Genomic DNA, 21,639 nt, shown 5'->3' with positions numbered 1-21,639 from the left:
TAAGACAAAACAGATTTTTATTTTTTAATCTGTCTACCTTAAGGGGAGCATTTCAAATACTGCCTATCGTGCCTTCTTTTTTACAATACTAAAATGTCTTCATTACTGAAGTAATTGGGACAGCAAACCTGTCCCTGTGTCCCCACAAGTGGGACAACGTGCCTGTCCCTCAGTCCCACTTTGCAATTAGGTATTCTGCGTGTTTTTTCAAGGTGTTTGCTGCTTTTTCTGTTATCATATTATTTCTTTCGAATACATTGAGCAGTTGGTGCAGGCCAGGCATGTGCTGTACTGCTTTATCGAGCTGATCATTGTCTGCGTAATGGCCGACTGCTGTCAGATGCAAACTTAAAGCGCGTGCGGTTGCTTCATTTGCAATTTCTCCCGAGGCGGTAAATGCCTCGATTATGCTTTGCATATTGGCAACGCTTGTTTCCCGCTCAATCGTTACATTCTCCACTGTCTCAAACCCGGCAAGATCAACCACTTTAAATTCGAATTCATTTGTGCCGAGCTCCAGGTTTAATGAAATATCCTCGACTGTTTCATCAAATCCGTTCTCACCATATGGCATGGAGAGGTCATGGTTGAAAACATGGTTGTCATCTACAAACAGATTAATTTCGTCAAAATTATCCTGGATCGCTGCTGAAACGGCAACAGCCGCCTCTTCTGTTTTCTCCGGCGCTGTTATTTCCAATGCTGCCGGTGTGGTATCCACAAAGTATCTGCGGGCAAAAGATGACTCATTGCCTGCGTGATCCACTGCCTTAACCTGCCGGGTATAAAAACCATCTTCTTCATGTGCTACCGTGAGGGAAAATTCATAGCGATCTTCTTCTTCGTTATAAACAAGATCTGCTTCTTGTCCATCCACAGTTACTGTATTTATACCGGTATCATCTGTAACATAGCCGGAAAATTCAACATCCCTGTCTGTTTCAACTCCCAGGAATTCAGGTGTTGTGAGACGAAGATCCGGTGGCGTGGTGTCAGCAGGTCCTTCTGCTTCCATTTCTTCTTCCGCACTGTTTCCGGCATAGTCAGCGGCAATGACCGTGATGGTTGCACCGTCTTCCAATTCAGATGTAAATTGATGTTCGGTTTCCCCTTGTACATAAGGTTCTTCCAGGACAGGCTCCCCGTCCACATAAACTTCCCAGTATGCAAGTCCGCTTCCTTCTTCATTATCGCTTGCATCTACTGTTACCACTTGTTCTTCTGCATCATATTCGGCTGTTAATTCCGGTGCTGTTACATCCAGTTTTACCGGCAAAGTCAGTGACTGCCATTCAGCACCTTCATAGTCAATGACTGCTTCTGCCTGCAAATAATATTGACCTTCACTTGCAAGCTCTCCATTAATCTTTCCATCCCATGCTCTTTCACCGGACAAAGAATAAAGCGGGCCTCTTCCACTGTCATAGTAATTTTTTCTCAGGTTGGATTCCAGCCTGATCGTGCGAAGTATTTCCCCGTCTTCATCCAGCACGTTAAACTTGGCGTCTTTGGCATTCCTCAGGAGTGAGAACATAAGCAAAGCATCATCCTGTTCGCCATCTCCATTTGGCGAGAAGGCAATTTTTTCCGGATCAATGGCTCCTGTTGCGAGATCCTCCCCGAGGAATCCATAGTCTCCTTCTCCAAGGTGGGTAACAACACCTGTCATGCCATAATACGTGTCCGCATCCCACATAGGTTCATCAAAAATTGGTGCAGCGTCCCAGTCTCCTTTAAATCCGGCATACGGCACTGTCAGCTCAGGGTTCATGTCTGTCGGATCAGTCAGTGTCACGAAACCTTCCAGCCAGTATCCATTTGTAAATATTTCAGTGAGAGACTCGTCCACACTGCTTACATCGATGGTTACTTCAAATGTCACGGTATCATTTGCCGGTACTTCAATTGTACTTACAGATTCACCATTTACGGTGGCAAGCTCGCCAAGATCATTAGCGCCAAACATATTCGGTGCAGTAACAATAACACCTCCGCCATCTACAGGCGTGTCTGTCTGTGCATTTGCTTCCACTTCATACGTAACTGCTTCATCCGTAAAGTTTTCGGCAGTTAAGGAAAAAGTCACTTCATTTTCCGTTACTTCTCTTAATGACACTTTTGCTTCATTTGTTTCGGATTCAGTCACAACTACCGGTGTGGATAATGCAGCATGCAATTGCATTAACCCGGCACCTTGACGTCTCGGTGAAACAAAGGCGCCGTCAAATTCCACTTTTTCCGAGGTATTCATCATGATATTTTTTGTCAGGTTCACACGGTCTGCGTTTGCATAGCCAAATTCCTCATCAATCCGTTCCAATACCAGGGCGGCTCCGCCTGCAACATGTGGTGCAGCCATGGATGTACCGCTCATTAATCCGTATTCGTTATCATTTAATGTGGAAAGGATTTGGCCGCCCGGTGCAGTGATTTCCGGTTTGAAATCCAAGTTCGGTGTAAGTCCCCAGGACGTGAATGCACTCATCTTTCCGGCATCCGGATTATCGATCATTGCGGAATCACCGGAAAAAGTGAATGTCACATCCTGCCCATCGCGGATGGCTGCAACCAGTTTGTCCCCATCACTTTTCAGCATAAACAGCTGTGGTATCGTAATCTCCGGATCTGTAGCCATATTTACAAGCCCATCTTCATTGTTATAGACGATCACTCCGGCAGCTCCTGCATTTTGTGCATTAAGTGCTTTTGTGACAAAATCCAGTTCTCCACGCTGGATGAGTACAAATTTTCCGTCAGCATCTGTAAAATCTTCCGGATGCCCCAGTCCTGCTTCGGTAACTTCAAATGAAGAACCGTCTTCAGGCGGGTTTGTGTTTCCGGCAGACAGGAATGCAGCTGTTCCAGTTTCCTCACCGTATGAATATGCCACGGCATCCACTTCCATGAAAGTATTTTCAAAGGAGGATACCTGCAAAGAATCATACGCTACCCCGGGTGATCCGCTGACACCATAGTCAGGATTTGAGGCATATGGATAAAAGAAACCATCGCCAAATAATGCGGAGTTGCCTCCTGAAATAGACATCAGAATGCCATTATTTACTGCACGGGTTACCGCTTGCTGTTCCGGAGATTCAGGATCCACAAAGCCCGCTGTTGAACCTAAACTCATGTTCAGCACATCAGCCCCTAGTTTTATCGCATCATCAATGGCTTTAATGTAAATATCGCCATAGGTGGATTGCATATCGGGATCATTTCCGAACACTTTCAATGCCAAAAGCTGTGCTTCCGGTGCAACACCCAGGATTCCTCCATTTTCTTCATCTCCATTGGCAGCAACCGTTCCGCCGACATGCATGCCATGGTAGTTGGCATTTACATGAATTTCACGGATCTCATCATTTTCATCCATGTAGTTGTAGCCATACGGTACTTTTTCAGTATAATAGCTTCCCGGCAGGTCTTCCTTGTCAATGACCGTATTGACGTAGTCCTCGGTCAGTGCACCTGTTTCGTTATCGGTAAGAACCATGTCCCGGTGGCTCGGATCGATCCCGGAATCAATGATGCCGACAACCATGCCTTCCCCTTTATATCCATAATCCCGCCAAACTTTTTGTGCTTCGACTAACTCTTTACTGTATTTCATTTCCGGTTCCACAATTGGACGTTCGTATTCATTTACAATATGTACCGATTTTACACTTGGAATATCTTTTATACTTTCAATATCCCCCTGCTTTACTTCGGCACTAAAACCGTTCACTACCGTCGTGAACTCCTGCAGATAGTCAGCTTCTACCTGCTTTCCTTTCATTTCGTCCTTAATGATTTCCTGCTTTGCTTTTGCTTCTCTTTCCATCTGCAGTTTTTCATTTTCTGCAAGACTGTTAAATGTCATGCCTTTCTTTGTTGCGATTTCAATCGGTGCTTCATCATCTACTTCCACGATTACGCGCAGCTTTTTATTCGGGTCCTCTGTTTCTTTTAATTCGCCGGATAGCAGATTTGGTCTCTCTTTCAACTGCTGCGGCAAGGCTTGTCCTGCTGCACTGACAAATGAAAAATTACTGAGCACTAGTAAAATTGCCAAAAATATAAATCCAATTCTTTTAATCATAAACTTCCCCCTATTATAGATTAATAGATGCTGAGAATATCGGTTTGATGCAAAGTGACCCCCTTCCCCTGAATAACTTAGGTCTTAATATTCAGATATCATAATCATACAAAATTTTCGGGAACGGAGACAGAGCCAAAGGTCATGGGGAAATTGGTGCAATTTTTGTTCTGTTTTCGACAAAAATCGATAAATTTATTGGTATAAAATGGGTTAATAGTCCTGGTGGTGTGTTGTCAGGGGTTGTCATTCATGGAAGAAAGCGGGCATTAAGTGTTACCGGTTTTGCAGTGATTCACCGGCGAACTCAAGGTCGGAGCAATTGTTCTTTTTGGCGGATGTACATAGAGAGGGTAACGATATCCCAAAGCCGCCAAATATGAGGAAGGACATAAATATTAATATTGATCAGGTTTTTACATGCTGGTGAGAGCGAGTGGGGATATTTCCTGACCGTTCGTTGATCGATTTGCACGATCAGTTGACGAATGAGGTAAGTTTCTATACGTTCGTTGCCTCAGCCACCCGATCAGTTAACGAAGCAGCGGAGGTTCTCTCCGTTCGTTGCCTCATTCACACGATCAGTTAACGAATCAGATGAGTTTCTCTCCGTTCATTGCCTCAGCCACCCGATCTGTTAACGAAGCAGGGGAGTTTTTCCCCGTTCATTGCCTCATTCGCACAATCAGTGAACGAAGCAGGGGAGGTTCTCCACGTTCGTTGCCTCATTCGCACAATCAGTGAACGAAGCAGGGGAGGTTCTCTCCGTTCATTGCCTCATACACCCGATCAGTTAACGAAGCAGATGAGTTTCTCCTCGTTCGTTGCCTCATCCACCCGATCAGTTAACGAAGCAGGTGAGTTTCTCCTCGTTCATTGCCTCATCCACCCGATCAGTGAACGAAGCAGGTGAGTTTCTCCTCGTTCATTGCCTCATTCGCACAATCTGTTAACGAAGCAGGTGTGTTTCTCCACGTTCGTTGCCTCATTCGCACAATCAGTGAACGAAGCAGCGGAGGTTCTCTCCGTTCATTGCCTCATACACCCGATCAGTTAACGAAGCAGATAAGTTTCTCCTCGTTCATTGACTCATCCATCCGATCTGTTAACGAAGCAGGGGAGGTTCTCCACGTTCATTGCCTCAGCCACCCGATCAGTGAACGAAGCAGATGAGTTTCTCTCCGTTCATTGCCTCATACACCCGATCAGTTAACGAAGCAGCGGAGGTTCTCTCCGTTCATTGCCTCATCCACCCGATCAGTGAACGAAGCAGGTAGGTCCCTCCCCGTTCGTTGCCTCATTCACTATACTCAGCAACATTTAATAACTGCTTCCAACCAGCTTCCCGGCTGGCTAGTTTTCAGTATCCCGTTTCCGCTTTTTTTTAAATACGCTCCCCAGCATGTCGAGCATTGGCCGTTTTCCGCCCATGACCAGACCCATGATTTCTGCAAGAATATGCAATAATGCCAGCACGAATAATGTAATAATTAATGATGTCGTGATGCTTGCGTTGGAAAATAAAATCGCCATCGTACCGAATAGTGCGCTGAAAATATACAGAATCAGTACTGTTTTCCGGTGGCTGTATCCTTGACGGAGGAGCTGGTAATGGATATGCTTATTGTCTGCAGCCATAATGTTTTCTTTATTATAGGCACGCCTGAGAATGGCAAAAAGCGTATCAAAAATCGGGACGGCGAGCACGATGACCGGAATAATGAAACTGAATAAGGCGATATTTTTAAACAAACCAAGCATGGAAACAACTGCAATCATGTACCCCAGAAAATTAGAACCGGTATCGCCCATGTATATTTTTGCCGGGTAAAAATTATGGTATAAAAATCCCAGGTTGGCGCCGATCAGCACAATGCTTAAATAAGCAACCATCACTTGAACATCTATAATTGCCATAATAAAAATACTGATTAATGCGATTGTCGTGACTCCGGTCGCCAATCCATCCAGCCCATCGATCAGATTAATCGCATTCGTAATTCCGACCACCCAGAGAATGGTAATCAGCACACTTAAAAAACCAAGTTCGATGGTCCCGACAAATGGCAGTGTCAGCCTGTCAATAATCAGCCCGTCCGATATAAGAAATGATGCAGCAATCAGCTGGCCGGTCAGCTTCACGCCGGGCCGGAGTCCATAGCGGTCATCAAGTGCACCGGTAAGGATAATTACGATGGAGCCAAGGATAATTTCCGGCAGGTTGGGATGGCTTGGAAATAAATAGAGCAAACCAATTAAAAAACCTGCAAAAATAGCAAGTCCGCCTAAACGCGGTGTTACCTTTGTATGTATTTTCCGATGATTGGGGAAATCAACAGCTCCCCATTTTATCGCGAGTTGTTTCACCGGAAAAGTTATGAAAAAAGCGGATATAAGTGCAATCATGAATGCAATTGCTAAATCGGCAAAATTAAACATATTTTTCTCCTGCAATCCTGTTGTAAGTTGGCATAGCTGTTGTTTCTCTTAGTAATTGACTTAAATTATAGCGAAGTTTGGGGAGGTTTAGCAAATTTTTGTGGATTGAGCCGGCAATGAAACTATGGTAAAATTTATATGCTTTTAAGCATGCTTTAAGCAGAATACTTTTTTTAAGCACGCGGATGATTATCCTATGGAAAAGGAGGTTGTAATTTTGCCTTACCTATTTGTCGCAGCTGCTGCACTCGCAGTCATTCCTATTTTAATATTGTTTAAAATAAACGTGGAAAAATTAAAGGAGAATCCCGAGGAGCGCGGAAAAGTTCAGACGAATTTCATGATTGGCGTTGCCGTAAGTGAAATTATTCCGATTATTCTTATTGTTTTTGCGTTTATGAATTCGGAGGCTGTAAATACCGTAGAAGAACTGTACTTACCGGGAATTATTATTATGTTCATTATGCTGTTTTCCGTTTTCTTTATCTTCCTGCAGAAAAATGTCGGCACCGAACCCGCAGCAAAAACAGTGATTAATGCATTTTCATTAGTGAGTATTCCACTCTCCACTGCCATTCCATTCATGTCATTGATTGGATTGTTTATCATGGTGCCATAAAAGGAAGGCTGGATGTTCCAGCTTTCTTTTTTTATACATTAAGTAAATATAAAATTTCAACATTTGCTGTCGGTGGGAGGATAACTGCTGTACCGCAGTCCCAAATGTCTTTGATAGGATGAGGAATTGCTGTACCGCAGTCCCAATGAAGTGGATTTGGGGAAGCCAATATAAAATATCACATTCACTAACAGACGCATGAATGCAGTTTTACTATTGTAAAATTCCACACTATATATCTTTCTTTTCTATAGAAAGGACACTATACTCAAAGAGAGAAAACAAATACGTTGGAAAGGTGTATGGAGGATGACAAAACAAGCAGCCACTGCCCGAGTATGTATGATGGCCGGGAAAATAATGCTGGAATGCGGAGCGGAAACCTACCGGGTGGAAGATACAATGAACCGGATTGCCAATGCCTACGGGCTTAAAAATGCGCAAAGCTACGCCACACCCACCGGTATTAATTTTTCCCATGAGAATCAGGATATGACATATTTTCGCCGGGTCACCTCAAGGGCTACGGATTTACATAAAATTGCAGAAGTAAATGATATTTCACGAAAAATAACAGCCGGTGAATTAAGCGTATCCGAGGCCAAGCTGCAGTTGAACAATATTTCCCAGGCGAAATTAACCTTTCCGGCCTGGCTGCAAATTGTCGCAGCAGCTTTTGTAAGCGGCAGTTTTGCCATTATGTTTGGCGGCAGCTGGGGGGATTTTCTTCCTGCTTTTCTTGCCGGGGGACTTGGTTTTGCCAGTATGTTATTTTTTGATAGGCTGGTGGAGATTCGTTTTATTGCCGAGTTTTTTGCATCCTTCGTTATTGGGCTGGCAGCCGTAATTTCTGTCCATTACGGCTTCGGCCAGGCACTTGACCGGATTATTATCGGTGCTGTCATGCCGCTCGTCCCCGGCCTGCACATTACCAATGCAGTGCGTGATTTAATGATAGGCCATTTAGTCGCCGGGCTTTCCAAGGGAGTGGAAGCAGTCCTGACTGCCTTTGCGATAGGCGCCGGAGTTGCTGTAGTATTTGCATTTTTATAGCGGTGTGCAACGAAGTCAATTGGTAACTGCATGGAACGTGAGCAGGTTCCTTATTCAGGCTGTCGCAAAATCTGATTGCTGCTGAACTTGAGATGAGGATATGACATTCTTACAGTCGGATGCAGCTCGAATCTAAGTCAGGCCCGCAAAGGGAATGGACCACTAAATACGCTCCAGCAATATAATGAACCCGCATCGTTTCCCATCACACTAAAAGAGGTGTTTTTCATGACTGTTTTTACCCATGTAATTACAAGTTTTATTGCAGCAGCCGGGTTCGGTGTTTTATTTAATGCGCCAAGGCAGGCACTTATTCAATGTGGTCTTGTCGGCATGTTTGGCTGGATATTGTATTTTTTCCTTACAAAAGAAGGTCTCGATGTCGTGCCTTCCACCATTTTTGCTGCGATGCTTGTTGCAGTACTGAGCCAGTTATGCGCAAAATTATTTAAAACACCTGTCATTATATTTAATGTTTCCGGAATCATTCCGCTTGTTCCCGGCGGGATCGCGTATGATGCGATGCGGCATTTTGTGGAAAATGATTATACTGCAGCTGTCCAGCTTTCCACCCAGGTGATGCTTTTGGCCGGCGGAATTGCGATTGGTCTGATGTTTGCCGAAGTGGCAAATCAGGTTATCAAAAAGACCGGGGAGTGGCTCGGACCATAAAGGGACATGTGATCCATTGTAATGCACACCCTTCCTCAAGAATTTGTGAGTGTACTTTAATGCTTGCCTCAGCGTAAAGAAGTGAAACTTTCATGCACATGTCCCACCGTAAAAGCTTTCATACTCGCTCCACTGTTAAGATCTGGGGACTGCACTTAAATCCCGGCCTGCCGTTAAGATTTTTTACTTCCCGGGTTTTGCCGTAAGACCACTCATGCAATATTCCTGTTCACTGGATTTGTCTTTCGAACATCCCCGCATCAGCCGGTTTCTGTTCTTCCATATGGATTCTTTGAGCAGGGAGGGCAATGGTTACGTTTTCACTTTCCAGTAAATCATAGATATGCAAATTAATTTCTTCTTTTACTGTTAAATATTTTCCCCAATCTGTTGTTTTCGTGAAAAAGTATAAGAAGATATCTGCGCCATATTCTTTATATTCATCGAAATTCACAAAAATGGTTTCCGGATGAATTTCCGGATGATTTTTTAACAAATATTCGACCTGCCTTACAATTGTTTCTATTTTTTCCCTTGGCGTTTCATAAGCAAGGGTTAAATTAAAGGTAATTTGTCTTTTTCCCATTTTGCTCCAATTTGTGATTGGCTCGTTGGATAATGTTGCATTTGGAACCGTAACAAGTGCTTGAGCAAATGTCCTTACTTTTGTGCTCCTGAACGAAATATCTTCCACCGTTCCTTCCACACTTGGCGTTAAAATCCAATCCCCAATGGTAAAAGGCTTCTCCGTAATAATGATAATACCGCCGAACATATTTGCCAGGGCATCTTTGGCTGCCAGGGCAAAAGCGAGCCCGCCTATCCCTAAACCTGCAACAAAACCATTCACATCATAACCGAACTCTTGTGCAATAATGCTGAAGCTAATGGCAATAATAACAATCCTTAATGCCCGGGAAAACAAGGGAATGAGAATCTCATCGATGTTCATATGATATTTTTTATTTATTTTGGAAAAGAGGGCGGATGAGGATGAGGAAAGATTGTATAGTCCCCAGCTTATCATAAAAATGACACCCGACTTAAGTATATGAATCAGCAGATCGTTCGATTGTGCCAGAAACGGAAAATAACCAACCGCAATATACGCCCCGGCGATTAAAATAATCCCCTGAATCGGCAGTGAAAATGAGGCATGCAGCTGGTTAAAAAAACCATTTAGTTTCCTACCTCCCATTTTTAACAAAAATATAAATACATATTTCGTTATGTATTTTCGCAAAAAGAAAAACAGCACCAGTATTGTCAGTAATATTGTGAAATCAAGCAAATATTCATGAGAAATTAACGCTTCCCAGGACATGCCGCACCTACCCCCATTAACAGCCTGTACATCATAAGTATTCTTTCCGCCCGATGATTATGACCGTGTGATGCACTGTGTCGAATAGTCAGTAGTTTAGAAAATATGGAAGATCTACTAAAATTATCTATTACGTTCAAACTCACCCGGAAGTGCAGAATGTTGCCCCAAACAAGAATAAAATCGCACAATATACACAATTCTTGCCGCATCACAAAAAGCTTGTCCTCAAATGCAAAAAATTGCTCCATCCACCATGCACCTTGTTAAAGTTGCACCATACTTCATCCGATTCTCTCCCAAACCCGCCCCCTTCCGCCAGCTCCCATCACTAAATAAAAAAGCTCCCCACCTTCCACAGGTGAAGAGCTCCGGCTCTTAAGCCTTTTTATTCTTCCTTTTTACAATTTTTGCTGTCAAATCATCAAATAAGCTGTAAATAACCGGGATCAGTATTAAAGTGAACATACTTGAAACTGTCAGTCCGAAGATGATTGTCACTGCCAGCGGCTGCTGCATCTCGGCACCTTCTCCCAGGGCAAGGCCGAGCGGCACCATGGCCAGGATCGTTGTCAATGTTGTCATTAAAATTGGACGCAGCCTGCTTGCTCCGGCTTCCACTATTGCTTCGTACCGTTCTTTTCCTTTGCGCCTTAGAATATTGATGTAATCCACCAGTACGATCGAGTTGTTCACGACGATACCGGCGAGCATGATAATCCCGATAAAGCCTGGAATGCTTAACGGAATGCCTGTAACAAATAGTCCAAGCAGCACGCCAATTATACTGGTTGGCATAGCAAACATAATAATAAACGGAAACAGGAAATTTTCAAATTGTATTGCCATGACAGCATATACTAAAAATATCGAGAAAACCAGCGCGATGGCCAAATCAGTAAATGATTCATTCATATCCTGTGCCTGGCCGCCCATTTCAAAGCTGTACCCTTCAGGCAAGCTCATATTATCCAGTACTTGCTCTACATCACTGACAATGCTTCCGAGATCCCTGTCTACGATATCACTTGAAATATTCATTTGCGGCTGCTGATTTTGCCGTGATAATGCTACCGGTCCAAGTGTTTCTTCAAATTCTGCTACCTCAGCAAGCGGAATAGCCGTTCCGGTCGGCGTCTGGATATTCATATCCTGCAGGTCATTAATCGTGCTTCTTTCACCCTTCGGAAACATGAGGGAAACATCCATTTCCTGACCATCTTCCCGATACTGGGTTGCTACTTGCTGGGTGAATTGCAGTCTGACCTGGCTTAATACCTGTTCCTGGGTTAATCCATACATGGCAGCTGCATCATGGTCCACATGAATATTCATTTGCGGCACGCCATCTGTTGCGGATGATTCCGGGTTAAAAATACCTTCCACCTGTGAAATTTCTTCAATCACCTGCTCTGAAAGCTCATTTACTACCTCATGCTCAGGACCGCTTACCTGAATCTGGATAGGGTCCCCCAGACCCATTCCGCCATCCAGGGAATTCACGGTAATTTCGGCTCCGGCGATATCCCGGAAATCCTCATCCATGTCCCTGGCAATTTCTGTCGTCGATTGATCCCGCTCCCCTGCCGGTATCAGCTGCATCGTATAAGTTGCCTGATTTCCGGTGCCAAAGCCTGCAGAACCAATGGTTACAAAACTCGTTTCTATAAATGATTCATAGTCTTCCAGTCTCTCATTTACCTGTTCCACCATTCCCTCGGTGTACTCCAGGGAGCTTCCCAGCCGGGTTTCCACCCGGATCTCCATTTGTCCCTGGTCTGCCGCCGGAATAAATTCAGCTCCAATCATTGGCACAAGGGCCAGACTGGCTATGATCGCCAAAATAGTTCCGGCAATGGTTGTTTTTCTGTATTTAAGCACACGCCTCAATATACCCTTATATTTTCCTGTAGTCCATCCAAGCAGACGGTCAAACCAATAGCGGCGCCCCGAAGCTCCATAAATTTTCCGGAGCATTTTTGATGACAGCATGGGCACAAGGGTAATTGCCACCACCAGGGAGGCGATGAGCGAGAAGGAAACTGCCAATGCCAGTGGTGTAAATAAATCTGAAGCAATACCTCCCACGAACACAATCGGCAAAAACACAACCAATGTTGTTGTCGTAGATGCAATTATCGCAGGCGTTAATTCAGATGCCCCCTCGATTGCGGCTTCTTTTAAACTATAGCCGCGCTGCCTGTACGTAAATATATGTTCAAGAATAACGATCGAACTGTCCACTACCATCCCGATACCAAGCGCCAGACCACCCAGGGTCAGAATGTTCAGCGTTTCCCCGGTAAAATACAGCATGGCAAACGCAGAAATAATTGCGATTGGAATAGATAATCCTATGACAAATGTAGCTCGAAGGCTTTTTAGAAATAACAACAGAACAAAAAAGGAAATGGCTCCACCGATTATAATATTTTGAACTACTGAATCAATGGACAGCTGAATAAATTCAGAAGTATCGATAATCACTTCCAAATTTACGTCTGCCGGCAGATTTGCCTGGATTTCTTCCATACTTTCCTGAATAGTTGTTGCTACATTTACGGTATTGGCATCTGTCTGTTTTAAAACAGATAGAACAAGCGCGGGCTCACCATTGACTAATGTGACATTTGACTCTTCCTTGTAACTGTCCCGTACTTCAGCTACATCCTCTACGTGAATGGCGGTACCCGCTTCATTTTGAACAATCGTTTGTTTAATATCATCTATGGAGTCAAACTCTCCTGAAACACGAAGCTGCAGATCCTGATTTCCTCGTTCCACTGTGCCCACGGAGCCGGATTGGTTCGTACTGTTTAAAGCCTGAATAATATTTTGGGCGGTAACACCATATTGATCCAGGCTGGACTGGTCGAGAACAAGTTGAATCTCCCTGTCCCGGCCACCTTCAAGCGTGACAGAACCTACCCCTTCCTGCCGTTCAAAGAAAGGCACAACCTGATCATCGGCAACTTCTGTTAAATTTTCTGCATTGTCTCCGGTAAGGCCAACCCAGATTACCGGCAGCTGGTCCGGATTAAAACGCATAATATTCGGTTCGCCGGCCTGCTCCGGCAGCATTCCTGATACTTGATCCACACTTTCCCTGATATTCAGTAAAGCCTGGTCCAGATCGGTATCTGTGTCAAACATCATGACAACCAATGAAGACCCCGGCTGTGACTGGGATTGAACCATTTCAATTCCCTCTACGGTACTGACTGCAGATTCAATTGGTCTGCTTATTAAATTTTCAACATCCTGCGGCGCTGCTTCTTCATAGGATGTGGCAACTACTGCTATTGGAAGTTCAATATCCGGAAATAGATCAACGGCCAGGTTGCGAAACGAGACAACGCCAAGTGCAATAATGGCAAGTACAATCATGATCACGCCAACAGGACGTTTTACGGATGTTTTCACTAGCTTCAACGTTTATTCCCCTTTCGTCACATTCACCTGGGCGCCGTCTGTCAGTGTCAGCTGGCCGGCCGTCACTACCTGATCTCCAGCTTCAATGTCCCCTTCAAGTGCTGTTTTTTCTGATTGTGTTTCCTGAACGGTTACTGTCTTGCGGATTGCTTCCCCATCGACCACCACATAGACATAAGTTTCCTCCGACTCCTCCATCACGGCCTCTGTCGGTACAATAATCGTATCTGAAACAAGCGTTTCATCCACGGCAATTTTGGCAACCATACCAGGTAAAAAGTCATCGTCATCATTTTCCACTTCTGCTTCAACAGGATATAAACCGGTATCATCCGGCATGTTTCCAACCGAAGTAATGTTCCCTTCAATTTCCTGTCCATCTATAGTAATGTTTACTGTATCATCTTTTTCAAAAAGTGCCAGAACCTTTGAAGTTACGCCTGCTGTTATTTTCAATGTTTTAAAATCGGCAATGACAGCGAACGGTTCTTCATTCGTCACCATATCTCCTTCTGAAAAATTCAGATTGGTGATTCCCCCTTCCCGGTCAGCTCTGATGTTTTGCAATCCTGCCGGGGTATCAAGGGTCGCAATGAGATCATCCTCTTCTACGCTATCCCCGTTTTCCACTTCCAGCGTATCAATTTCTCCCGGCGTTTCTGCCATTACCGGTGTCGTTTGGTTTGGTTCGGTTCTCCCATACACGGTGTTCACAGCGGTTAAACTGCCTTCTTCCGCTTCGTCAATCTCGACCGGAACAACCCTTTCCTCCTCTTCTTCTGTTTCTGTTTCCTCATTATCCTCATTACAGGCAGCCAAAAACACGACCACCATAATAGCTGCCATACTCCATAGCAATTTTTTCATTTTTCGTTTGTTCTCCTCTCAACTATGTATCATGAGCCTATTGTTCATACGTACTGCATCAGGGTGATGTTTCATTTTTTTGCTTCAGGATGTAAGTAATTCAACATCCCAGATTTCTGCAAGCTGTTTGCACTCTTCCTGTAATTCCTCCATCTGTGAAAAATGCGCCAGCAGTCCCTGGATAATTACAGGATTATACGTTTCTTTATTCGTTTCTGTTTGCAGTGCGGCAACTGCTTCCTGTAATTGCTTCCGTTTGTTATCGCTGATCGTCAGCTGATCTAGTTTATTTAAAAGATTGGCAAGCGGCTTTTCTATTTCTTGACGAGCAGCATGGGCAAGGGGCTCTTCCGCCTTTCTGTTCATTCCATAAACTACGTCATCCAGCCGGGAGATGATAAATGTACCTGCCCTTGTTTTATCCACCTCCACATCATTGAATACAACCCATTTAAAATAGGCATTAAGAAGTCCATCAAACTGGATAATTGTATCCAGCAGCAAATTACCCTGCTGCTTTTCGCCATAGATGGAAAGAATCATCTCTTCCATCCAGTTAAAATTATATTCCTTGATCTCGTGGATCAGTCTATTAATATCTTCTCCAATGGAGATATTTTCCCTGACATGCATTCTGAAAAAATCTTTATAACTGTCTACGAAATCCATCAGCACAGTAATTTGCTTTGCTAAAATTTTTCTTGGAGGCAAGTTTTCCTGCTTTACCCTTTCCATCCTTTCCGTAAGCTGCTTATAAAAATACTGAAAAGCCTTCGCGATAAACTCTTCCTTTGATTGAAAATAAATATAAAAACTTCCCTTGGAAACACCTGCTTCTGCAGCAATTTCCTGAATGGAAGTATGATAATAGCCTTTACGTGCAAATAATTTTATTCCAGCCTGGATCAGCTGCATTTGTTTATCGTTCATCATACCACCTGTTTTTTTTTATTTAGCCGCACCGGGAAATGTAATACAGATCCGGCAGGGATATCGCCCGGCATCATAGTGACTTACCGGTCAGTCACATAAAATTATTATTATCTCACTTTTTCATCTTACACTTTTCAGGCACGTGTTACAACCAATATATTGTGACAATCCCCTGATTATGAAGTACCTCCTGAAGGACCGCGGGGTATAACGTTTATTCTGCTGAAAATGACCGGCCGGTTCAAATGGACGATGACCTGGCTCGTGCGTTTATACTGCATGTCAAACGCAAATTCCGAGATATTAACGAAAAGCCCTGTACCATCGTAAAATGAAATATAAGTTTTATCATCCCGCTGTTCATAGGATTTAATATGATGATAGGCCAGCCACACACAATCCTTTTTCCTCGTTGAGGTTGTCGGAATCATATAAAAGCCTTTCTCCGGACTAACGGGAATGGGCAATTTTCTTGCTGATTTTAAAATACTTTGAACTGCCGTTTTTCTGCCTTCCATCGTTGTTCCATAGATCAGACAATTATGTTCAATGATTTTCTCCGGTTTATGTAAGACAAATCGTTCTCTTTCCCCTTCTAATATCCATGAACGGTAATAGGAAGATTCTTTATGCATAATAGCCTTTGTTTGATAGGTAATCGTGTATACTAAATTTGACCCTTTTCCCATCTCTGTTCCCTCCCAAAATTTTTCCCGGCTCCTTATGGGACTATTTTACTATATTTTAACTGTATTAGGAAACAATCTTTTGAAAAAATAAACATTAAACCTCCAGCAATGGTTATCATTTCCTATGTTATAATGATTGGCAGAAGTCATTTAAATGGAGGGTTTGTATGGATATTGCAGCATTGTCCGCAGTCATGTCCAACCAGCAGGTACGCTCAGAGGCCGGTTTGGCTGTAATGAACAATGTAAAAAAAGTCATGGAGCAGGATGGTTCCCGGCTTATAGATATGCTGAATCAAGCGAATCCGGCCGCAGTCCATCCTGCTAAAGGCAATCGGATTGATATCAAAGCGTAAATAAAGATTTGGAAGTGCTCATAAGGCCGTCTTATGGGCATTTTTTTATGGGAGAGAATATCAGTTACATTGTTGGATCGTTTATTTATGCGCGGGGTGATGAAAAATTCAACGTTTTCCTGCAAATAAAAAGCAGAACATGCCTATGTATAGGTATTGTTCTGCTTTTTGTTTTTTATTGATTGCCAGTACCGCCGTTGCCGTCCTGGTTCTCAAACTCTTCCTCAAGGTCCTGGTCTTCAGGGTCATCGGTCATCTCACCGGCATCATCCTGCTCATCGTTCATGCCGCCGTTGCCCTCATTATCCTCATCCGGGTTCAATGGCGCCCCGTCATCATCTTCAATTAAAGGTGCTTCATCATCTGCCGGGTCATTGCCATCGTCAGTACCACAGGCTGCAATGATGGATAGTGCTACGAAAGGTATTCCCAATTTAAGCAAAAGTTTTTTGTTCATAGTGTATTTTCCTCCTTTATAATGTATTCTATCGCCATTAGCTTAACCATTTATAAAGAAGTGATACTTTATTTTGCTATTTTCTTGAAAAACTTTCTAATACGAGGGCTCATCTAATTCCCCGTGAAGTCGTTGGAAATATAATTAATGGTCCGATACTTATTTAATCGCAAATGTTATTTCAGCCTCACAAGCGGTTTTACCGTCTACTGTCGCAATGCCTTTGCCTTTTCCAATCGGTCCTTTTATGCGTGTGATCTCCACTTCCAGCTGCAGTTGATCGCCCGGTTTTACCTGCTGTTTGAATCTGCATTTGTCCAGTCCAGCCAAAAAGCCGAGTTTTCCTTTATTGGCTTCCATCCCCAGTACACCTATTGCTCCCACCTGGGCAAGCGCCTCGACAATTAACACTCCGGGCATCACCGGGTATTCAGGAAAATGCCCCTGAAAAAAAGGCTCGTTGGCTGTAACATTTTTAATCCCGACAACCCGTTTCCCTTCTTCCATTTCCGTTACCTTATCCACTAAAAGAAAAGGATAACGATGCGGAATCGTTTCTTTAATCTCTTGAATATCCATATCCATCTCTCCTTGTCATATACATTTTTCTGTAACCTGCTCTTTTCCGTTTGAACTGATCCTCTTAATTATAGCAAAGATAGGTTTGATTTATCCTGGAGAAAGGAATATAAAAGGCACAATGAGTTATCATTTCAGCTATAGATAAACAAAATAAGCATCATAGGGAGGATTTTGTATGCTTTGGACCATATTAATCATTCTATTGGTTTTGTGGCTGCTTGGATTTAGCTTTGAAATTGCCGGAAACCTTGTTCACATTTTACTTGTCATTGCATTGGTTGTGTTAATCATTCGCTTGGTGACCGGCAGAAAAGTATGACCGGATTGTTAAAAAGACTAGATGATCCTGCTTTCCAGAATAAACTGCTGTTAAAAAAGCTGATCAACAAAAAATGTTGGTCAGCTTTTTATTTGACTTGGTTTGTATTTATCCGGCTTCAACTGTACAACCGATTTCAATCTATTTCTCCGCAAAGAAGAAAACTGAAATTCGAAAGACACCCCTGCAGATAGTACCGTTACAAACCGATTCCCATCAAGCGTCTCCCACTACAATGTCAATGATATGCTGCCAGGTTTCAACTTTAAGGATATCTGTTGGCGTTCCGTCTCCAATCACGCCAAAGCCAATCATTAAACCTGCAACAAGTGCACCGGCAGCCAGAATCAGGACGACAATAATGCGAAGCCACAACGGAAAGATACGCCTTCTCGGTTTTTTTGCATTCCGTCTTTCTTTGCGCTGTTTTCTTGTTTGTGTTTTTGCGGCCTTTTCCTCCGATGCCCGGCTTTCCCGCCGTTTATTCTCTTTTTTTCTGGCTTTCTTGTACACTTGTCTTGATTGTTTTTCCTCCGCTGCTTTTCCTGTTTGTTTCGTTGACATGTTTGTTTCCCCTTAAACTTCTTGATTAGAAAACCGGCTTATTGCTCCCGGAATTGCTGTGATTTTTGGCACCGGAGCAGTTTAGAATTCATTATACTGACTGAACTGGAGTCCCTGTGCCAAAACTGAACTTAACGAAGCTGATTGATAAGCCCCATCATCTGGTCGCCCATGGAAATAGTTCTGGAGTTAAACTGGTATGCACGCTGTGTCAGCATTAAGTCAGACATTTGTTTAGCAACATCCACATTGGCATTCTCCAATGCACCGTTTTTCAAAAGCTCCTGATTACCGGCTGGTGCCTGCAGAATCTCATCTAATTCAAACCCAAGTTCTGCTGTATCCGGCAAACGAAAATTATTCTCTCCGGCCGCTTCCAAGAGCCTTGGTCTGACTACTTCAGTAATCGTAATATTACCGGCATCCTCTGTTACATTTCCGCGCTGAACTGTTATTTGTCCATTTGGCTGAATTGTTATAGAGTCGAACCCTTCTGCAATAATAATCGGGCCATTTTCGCCGAGCACCGGATTCCCGTCACCATTGGTCAGCAGGACATCCTGATTATCATTTATCGGATTCAAGTAAAAGGATCCGTCCCGGGTGTAGCGGGTTTCCGTATTCCCATTTTCCGTTACCTCTACCTGAAAAAAATAATTTGGCTGCAGGAGAGCAACATCAAGTTCTCTTCCTGTTTCATTTATCGCACCCAATGCCATGTTCATATTCACAGAACCCAGTCTGGCACCTGATCCGATTCTTACACCATCCGGAGTTAATCTCCCTTCCGCATTTTGCGGGTGTGTAACATTATTGATTTGCTGTGTCAAAAGGGAGGAAAAATCCGCTTCACGGCTTTTATACCCGGTTGTTTGACTGTTCGCCAGGTTATTTCCGATTAAATCCAATTTATTTTGCAGCTGGTTCATCGTGACCGCCGCCTGTATCATTGATCTGGACATATATTATACTCCTCCCTTACCCCAGCCGGCCAATTTCCGAAACTGCTTTTCCCAAACTTTCATCATATGCCCGCAGAACGCGCTGGTTCGTTTCAAACATGCGGTACGATTCCATCATCTGGGTCATAGATTGCATAGCGTCGACATTGGATTGTTCCAAAAAGCCCTGCTGGATTGTATAAGCAGCATCATCAGGCACTGCACCTGCATCACCGCTGAATAAATCATCGCCTTCTTTGACAAGTTCATTGGCATTTTCAGTATAGGCAATGCCGAGGGCAATATCCTCACCTTCAAGCTGAAGCACACCGTCCCGGCTCACTTGAAACTCCATCCCGTTTGTCTGGATCGCATCCCCTTCTTCATCAAGCACATAATAGCCTTGATTGGTCACCAAAAAACCAGCGCCATCCACGGTAAAGTTCCCATTTCTTGTATAGCGGACATCTCCCGCCTCATTCTGCACTGTGAAAAATAAACTGCCGGCTTCATCAGGCATTACCCCATTTACGAGTGCCAGATCTGTTGTTATGCCGGTTTCCCTCATATCTCCCTGAATAAAACCAGGGATTGTTTCCTGCACGTAAACTCCGGTGTTTAAAGAGCCGACCGGGTTTTGCAATGGCAAGCTCAAACCGCGGCTGGTTGGTATTTTTTTTGTGCCGATTTCCTGCAAAAGCATCTCCGGAAATGCCCGCAATGCCGCCTGGTCTGCTTTATACCCAGGTGTATTGGCGTTGGCAATATTATTGGACAACGCTTCCTGCTGCCGCTGCTGAGCAATCATTCCGCTCGCTGCCGTATAAAATCCTCGTAACAAGGGAATTCCCCCTTTTTCATAATTTAATAGATATTATGTATAAGCGCATATAATCAAAAAGTCAGGCGAACCCCATTCATTGATTTTTTACATGCGCAAATTTCCCGGGCATACCAGCACGTTTCACCCGGCGTTCGTTTTAACAATTCTTTGTGCTTTTGAGATAGAACCCTTCAGCAAAAGCCTTTGCACTTCAGGTTAAAGACCTTTGCATTCAGGCAGGCAAACTATTTTCTAACTCTGCAAAAAATCGTCTTTAAACAACTTTTTTCCGTTCGATCTTATCTATATTTTCCAGCATTAACCCGGTGCCTGTGGCAACACAGTTCATCGGTTCTTCTGCGATAAATACAGGAACCTTCAGCTCCTCGGCCAACAACTGATCCATGCCGTGTGTCAATGCTCCGCCGCCCGTTAAAATCACGCCGCGGTCAATGATGTCGGCAGACAGTTCAGGCGGTGTACGCTCCAATACCGACTTGGCAGCCTGTACAATTAAATTGACTGATTCCCGTAAAGACTCTTCAATTTCTTCCGAATAGATGGTAATCGTGCGCGGCAATCCGGACACCATGTCACGCCCGCGTATTTCCATTTCTTCTTTTCGCGCGCCCTGGAATACGGTAGCTATATTGATCTTAATGGCTTCTGCCGTACGTTCACCAATGAGCAGTTTGTACTTCTTCTTTATGTATTGAAGAATGTCCACATCAAACTTATCACCGGCCATTTTTATCGATTCAGAGGTCACGATATCACCCATGGAAAGTACAGCCACGTCTGTGGTTCCTCCACCAATATCTACAACCATGTTCCCGCTCGGCTGGAAGATTTCCATGCCGGAACCGATCGCGGCAACTTTTGGTTCTTCTTCCAGATAAACCCGCTTTCCGCCTGATTTTTCAGCAGCTTCTTTAATTGCTTTTTGCTCCACCTTCGTAATATTTGTCGGGCAGCAAATAAGCATCCTCGGTTTCGATAAAAATCCTCTTACATTAATTTTATTAATAAAATGCTTTAACATCGCTTCTGTTACATCAAAGTCTGCAATTACTCCATCCTTGAGCGGACGAATAGCTTCAATGTTTCCTGGTGTACGTCCAACCATCCGGCGTGCAGCTTCTCCGACTTCCAATACTTTTCCAGTATTTCGATCCATGGCAACGACCGATGGTTCATTTAAAACAATGCCTTTTCCTTTAACATGAATCAACACATTGGCAGTTCCAAGGTCGATTCCAATATCCCTAGAAAACATGAGTATGGATCCTCCTAATAATTACTTTCTCACATTTTGACATAATGCCACTAATAATATATTTTACCACAAAATCCTGTAATTAACTGCACTTTCTCCAAAATTCTGCAGAAAATTTGTCTTTTGGCGGTCATATTGTGACACGGGAGTTTGACACTTAATCTATCATAAAAATCGCAAAAGCCTTATAATGGCTTTATTTTTTTGTC

General features: G+C 43.6%; 18 protein-coding genes. 5 read left to right on the top strand and 13 right to left on the bottom strand.

Annotated features, from left to right (window positions below; genetic code table 11):
- Positions 1–169: 169 nt before the first annotated feature.
- Both GHD25_RS15345 and GHD25_RS15340 read right to left on the bottom strand, forming a co-directional pair.
- Positions 170–4,084 carry a S8 family serine peptidase gene (locus GHD25_RS15345; protein WP_164218432.1) on the bottom strand — a complete coding sequence of 1,305 codons (3,915 nt, stop codon included), beginning with the start codon at positions 4,082–4,084 and terminating at the stop codon, positions 170–172.
- A gap of 1,353 nt (positions 4,085–5,437) precedes the next feature.
- Positions 5,438–6,523 carry a glycosyltransferase family 4 protein gene (locus GHD25_RS15340; RefSeq protein WP_164218523.1) on the bottom strand — a complete coding sequence of 362 codons (1,086 nt, stop codon included), beginning with the start codon at positions 6,521–6,523 and terminating at the stop codon, positions 5,438–5,440.
- A 217-nt stretch (positions 6,524–6,740) separates the two neighbouring features.
- Here GHD25_RS15340 and GHD25_RS15335 point away from each other — a divergent pair, with 217 nt between their 5' ends.
- The 3 genes from GHD25_RS15335 (at position 6,741) to GHD25_RS15325 (ending at position 8,867) form a co-directional block, all read left to right on the top strand.
- Positions 6,741–7,142: a hypothetical protein gene (locus tag GHD25_RS15335; protein ID WP_240452388.1), complete on the top strand. Its 402-nt coding sequence runs from the start codon at positions 6,741–6,743 to the stop codon at positions 7,140–7,142.
- Positions 7,143–7,451: 309 nt separating this feature from the next.
- Positions 7,452–8,195: a threonine/serine exporter family protein gene (locus GHD25_RS15330; RefSeq protein ID WP_164218430.1), complete on the top strand. Its 744-nt coding sequence runs from the start codon at positions 7,452–7,454 to the stop codon at positions 8,193–8,195.
- A 228-nt stretch (positions 8,196–8,423) separates the two neighbouring features.
- The gene (locus GHD25_RS15325; RefSeq protein WP_164218428.1) at positions 8,424–8,867 is read left to right on the top strand and encodes a threonine/serine exporter family protein; all 444 of its coding nucleotides are present in this window, start codon (positions 8,424–8,426) and stop codon (positions 8,865–8,867) included.
- Between the two features lie 229 nt (positions 8,868–9,096).
- Here the strand turns inward: GHD25_RS15325 and GHD25_RS15320 are convergent, their stop codons facing one another.
- From GHD25_RS15320 to GHD25_RS15300, 5 genes are all read right to left on the bottom strand, one after another.
- Positions 9,097–10,191: a mechanosensitive ion channel family protein gene (locus tag GHD25_RS15320; RefSeq protein WP_164218426.1), complete on the bottom strand. Its 1,095-nt coding sequence runs from the start codon at positions 10,189–10,191 to the stop codon at positions 9,097–9,099.
- 378 nt (positions 10,192–10,569) lie between these two features.
- Positions 10,570–13,623, bottom strand: coding sequence for an efflux RND transporter permease subunit (locus GHD25_RS15315; protein ID WP_164218423.1), 3,054 nt, complete (start codon positions 13,621–13,623; stop codon positions 10,570–10,572).
- Positions 13,624–13,626: 3 nt separating this feature from the next.
- Positions 13,627–14,490 (bottom strand): efflux RND transporter periplasmic adaptor subunit, encoded by an 864-nt coding sequence (locus GHD25_RS15310; protein WP_164218421.1) that lies wholly within the window; start codon positions 14,488–14,490, stop codon positions 13,627–13,629.
- Between the two features lie 84 nt (positions 14,491–14,574).
- Complete coding sequence (locus GHD25_RS15305) at positions 14,575–15,420, bottom strand: TetR/AcrR family transcriptional regulator (RefSeq protein ID WP_164218419.1); 846 nt, start codon at positions 15,418–15,420, stop codon at positions 14,575–14,577.
- Between the two features lie 179 nt (positions 15,421–15,599).
- The gene (locus tag GHD25_RS15300; protein WP_164218418.1) at positions 15,600–16,112 is read right to left on the bottom strand and encodes a competence protein ComK; all 513 of its coding nucleotides are present in this window, start codon (positions 16,110–16,112) and stop codon (positions 15,600–15,602) included.
- Between the two features lie 167 nt (positions 16,113–16,279).
- Here GHD25_RS15300 and GHD25_RS15295 point away from each other — a divergent pair, with 167 nt between their 5' ends.
- The gene (locus GHD25_RS15295; RefSeq protein ID WP_164218416.1) at positions 16,280–16,468 is read left to right on the top strand and encodes a YjfB family protein; all 189 of its coding nucleotides are present in this window, start codon (positions 16,280–16,282) and stop codon (positions 16,466–16,468) included.
- Between the two features lie 175 nt (positions 16,469–16,643).
- On the opposite strand, the gene GHD25_RS15290 is transcribed toward GHD25_RS15295, so the two are convergent.
- Positions 16,644–16,925: a hypothetical protein gene (locus tag GHD25_RS15290; RefSeq protein WP_164218414.1), complete on the bottom strand. Its 282-nt coding sequence runs from the start codon at positions 16,923–16,925 to the stop codon at positions 16,644–16,646.
- Positions 16,926–17,084: 159 nt separating this feature from the next.
- The gene (gene fabZ, locus GHD25_RS15285; RefSeq protein ID WP_164218412.1) at positions 17,085–17,504 is read right to left on the bottom strand and encodes a 3-hydroxyacyl-ACP dehydratase FabZ; all 420 of its coding nucleotides are present in this window, start codon (positions 17,502–17,504) and stop codon (positions 17,085–17,087) included.
- 178 nt (positions 17,505–17,682) lie between these two features.
- Here fabZ and GHD25_RS15280 point away from each other — a divergent pair, with 178 nt between their 5' ends.
- The gene (locus tag GHD25_RS15280; RefSeq protein ID WP_164218410.1) at positions 17,683–17,826 is read left to right on the top strand and encodes a lmo0937 family membrane protein; all 144 of its coding nucleotides are present in this window, start codon (positions 17,683–17,685) and stop codon (positions 17,824–17,826) included.
- Between the two features lie 216 nt (positions 17,827–18,042).
- Here the strand turns inward: GHD25_RS15280 and GHD25_RS15275 are convergent, their stop codons facing one another.
- From GHD25_RS15275 to mreB, 4 genes are all read right to left on the bottom strand, one after another.
- Positions 18,043–18,390, bottom strand: a complete 348-nt coding sequence (locus GHD25_RS15275) for a DNA-directed RNA polymerase subunit beta (RefSeq protein ID WP_164218408.1) — start codon at positions 18,388–18,390, stop codon at positions 18,043–18,045.
- Between the two features lie 131 nt (positions 18,391–18,521).
- Positions 18,522–19,352 (bottom strand): flagellar hook-basal body protein, encoded by an 831-nt coding sequence (locus GHD25_RS15270; RefSeq protein WP_164218406.1) that lies wholly within the window; start codon positions 19,350–19,352, stop codon positions 18,522–18,524.
- A 16-nt stretch (positions 19,353–19,368) separates the two neighbouring features.
- Entirely contained in the window at positions 19,369–20,172 is an 804-nt protein-coding gene (locus GHD25_RS15265; protein WP_164218404.1) for a flagellar hook-basal body protein, read from the bottom strand.
- A 256-nt stretch (positions 20,173–20,428) separates the two neighbouring features.
- Positions 20,429–21,430, bottom strand: coding sequence for a rod shape-determining protein (gene mreB, locus GHD25_RS15260; protein WP_164218402.1), 1,002 nt, complete (start codon positions 21,428–21,430; stop codon positions 20,429–20,431).
- Positions 21,431–21,639 lie beyond the last annotated feature (209 nt).

The organism is Virgibacillus aidingensis (genome assembly GCF_010994035.1).
Classification (GTDB): domain Bacteria; phylum Bacillota; class Bacilli; order Bacillales; family Amphibacillaceae; genus Virgibacillus_N.
The sequence above is the reverse complement of the archived record's forward strand: the minus strand, read 5'-3'. Positions and strand labels throughout refer to the sequence as shown.

What these genes read in the sequence shown, in the direction of transcription:
- GHD25_RS15295 (WP_164218416.1), top strand. Translation starts at nt 16,280, where the DNA reads ATGGATATTGCAGCATTGTCCGCAGTCATGTCCAACCAGCAGGTACGC.
- GHD25_RS15275 (WP_164218408.1), bottom strand. Translation starts at nt 18,390, where the DNA reads ATGTCAACGAAACAAACAGGAAAAGCAGCGGAGGAAAAACAATCAAGA.
- GHD25_RS15290 (WP_164218414.1), bottom strand. Translation starts at nt 16,925, where the DNA reads ATGAACAAAAAACTTTTGCTTAAATTGGGAATACCTTTCGTAGCACTA.
- GHD25_RS15320 (WP_164218426.1), bottom strand. Translation starts at nt 10,191, where the DNA reads ATGTCCTGGGAAGCGTTAATTTCTCATGAATATTTGCTTGATTTCACA.
- GHD25_RS15310 (WP_164218421.1), bottom strand. Translation starts at nt 14,490, where the DNA reads ATGAAAAAATTGCTATGGAGTATGGCAGCTATTATGGTGGTCGTGTTT.
- fabZ (WP_164218412.1), bottom strand. Translation starts at nt 17,504, where the DNA reads ATGGATATTCAAGAGATTAAAGAAACGATTCCGCATCGTTATCCTTTT.
- GHD25_RS15340 (WP_164218523.1), bottom strand. Translation starts at nt 6,523, where the DNA reads ATGTTTAATTTTGCCGATTTAGCAATTGCATTCATGATTGCACTTATA.
- GHD25_RS15305 (WP_164218419.1), bottom strand. Translation starts at nt 15,420, where the DNA reads ATGAACGATAAACAAATGCAGCTGATCCAGGCTGGAATAAAATTATTT.
- GHD25_RS15330 (WP_164218430.1), top strand. Translation starts at nt 7,452, where the DNA reads ATGACAAAACAAGCAGCCACTGCCCGAGTATGTATGATGGCCGGGAAA.
- mreB (WP_164218402.1), bottom strand. Translation starts at nt 21,430, where the DNA reads ATGTTTTCTAGGGATATTGGAATCGACCTTGGAACTGCCAATGTGTTG.
- GHD25_RS15280 (WP_164218410.1), top strand. Translation starts at nt 17,683, where the DNA reads ATGCTTTGGACCATATTAATCATTCTATTGGTTTTGTGGCTGCTTGGA.
- GHD25_RS15300 (WP_164218418.1), bottom strand. Translation starts at nt 16,112, where the DNA reads ATGGGAAAAGGGTCAAATTTAGTATACACGATTACCTATCAAACAAAG.
- GHD25_RS15325 (WP_164218428.1), top strand. Translation starts at nt 8,424, where the DNA reads ATGACTGTTTTTACCCATGTAATTACAAGTTTTATTGCAGCAGCCGGG.
- GHD25_RS15345 (WP_164218432.1), bottom strand. Translation starts at nt 4,084, where the DNA reads ATGATTAAAAGAATTGGATTTATATTTTTGGCAATTTTACTAGTGCTC.
- GHD25_RS15270 (WP_164218406.1), bottom strand. Translation starts at nt 19,352, where the DNA reads ATGTCCAGATCAATGATACAGGCGGCGGTCACGATGAACCAGCTGCAA.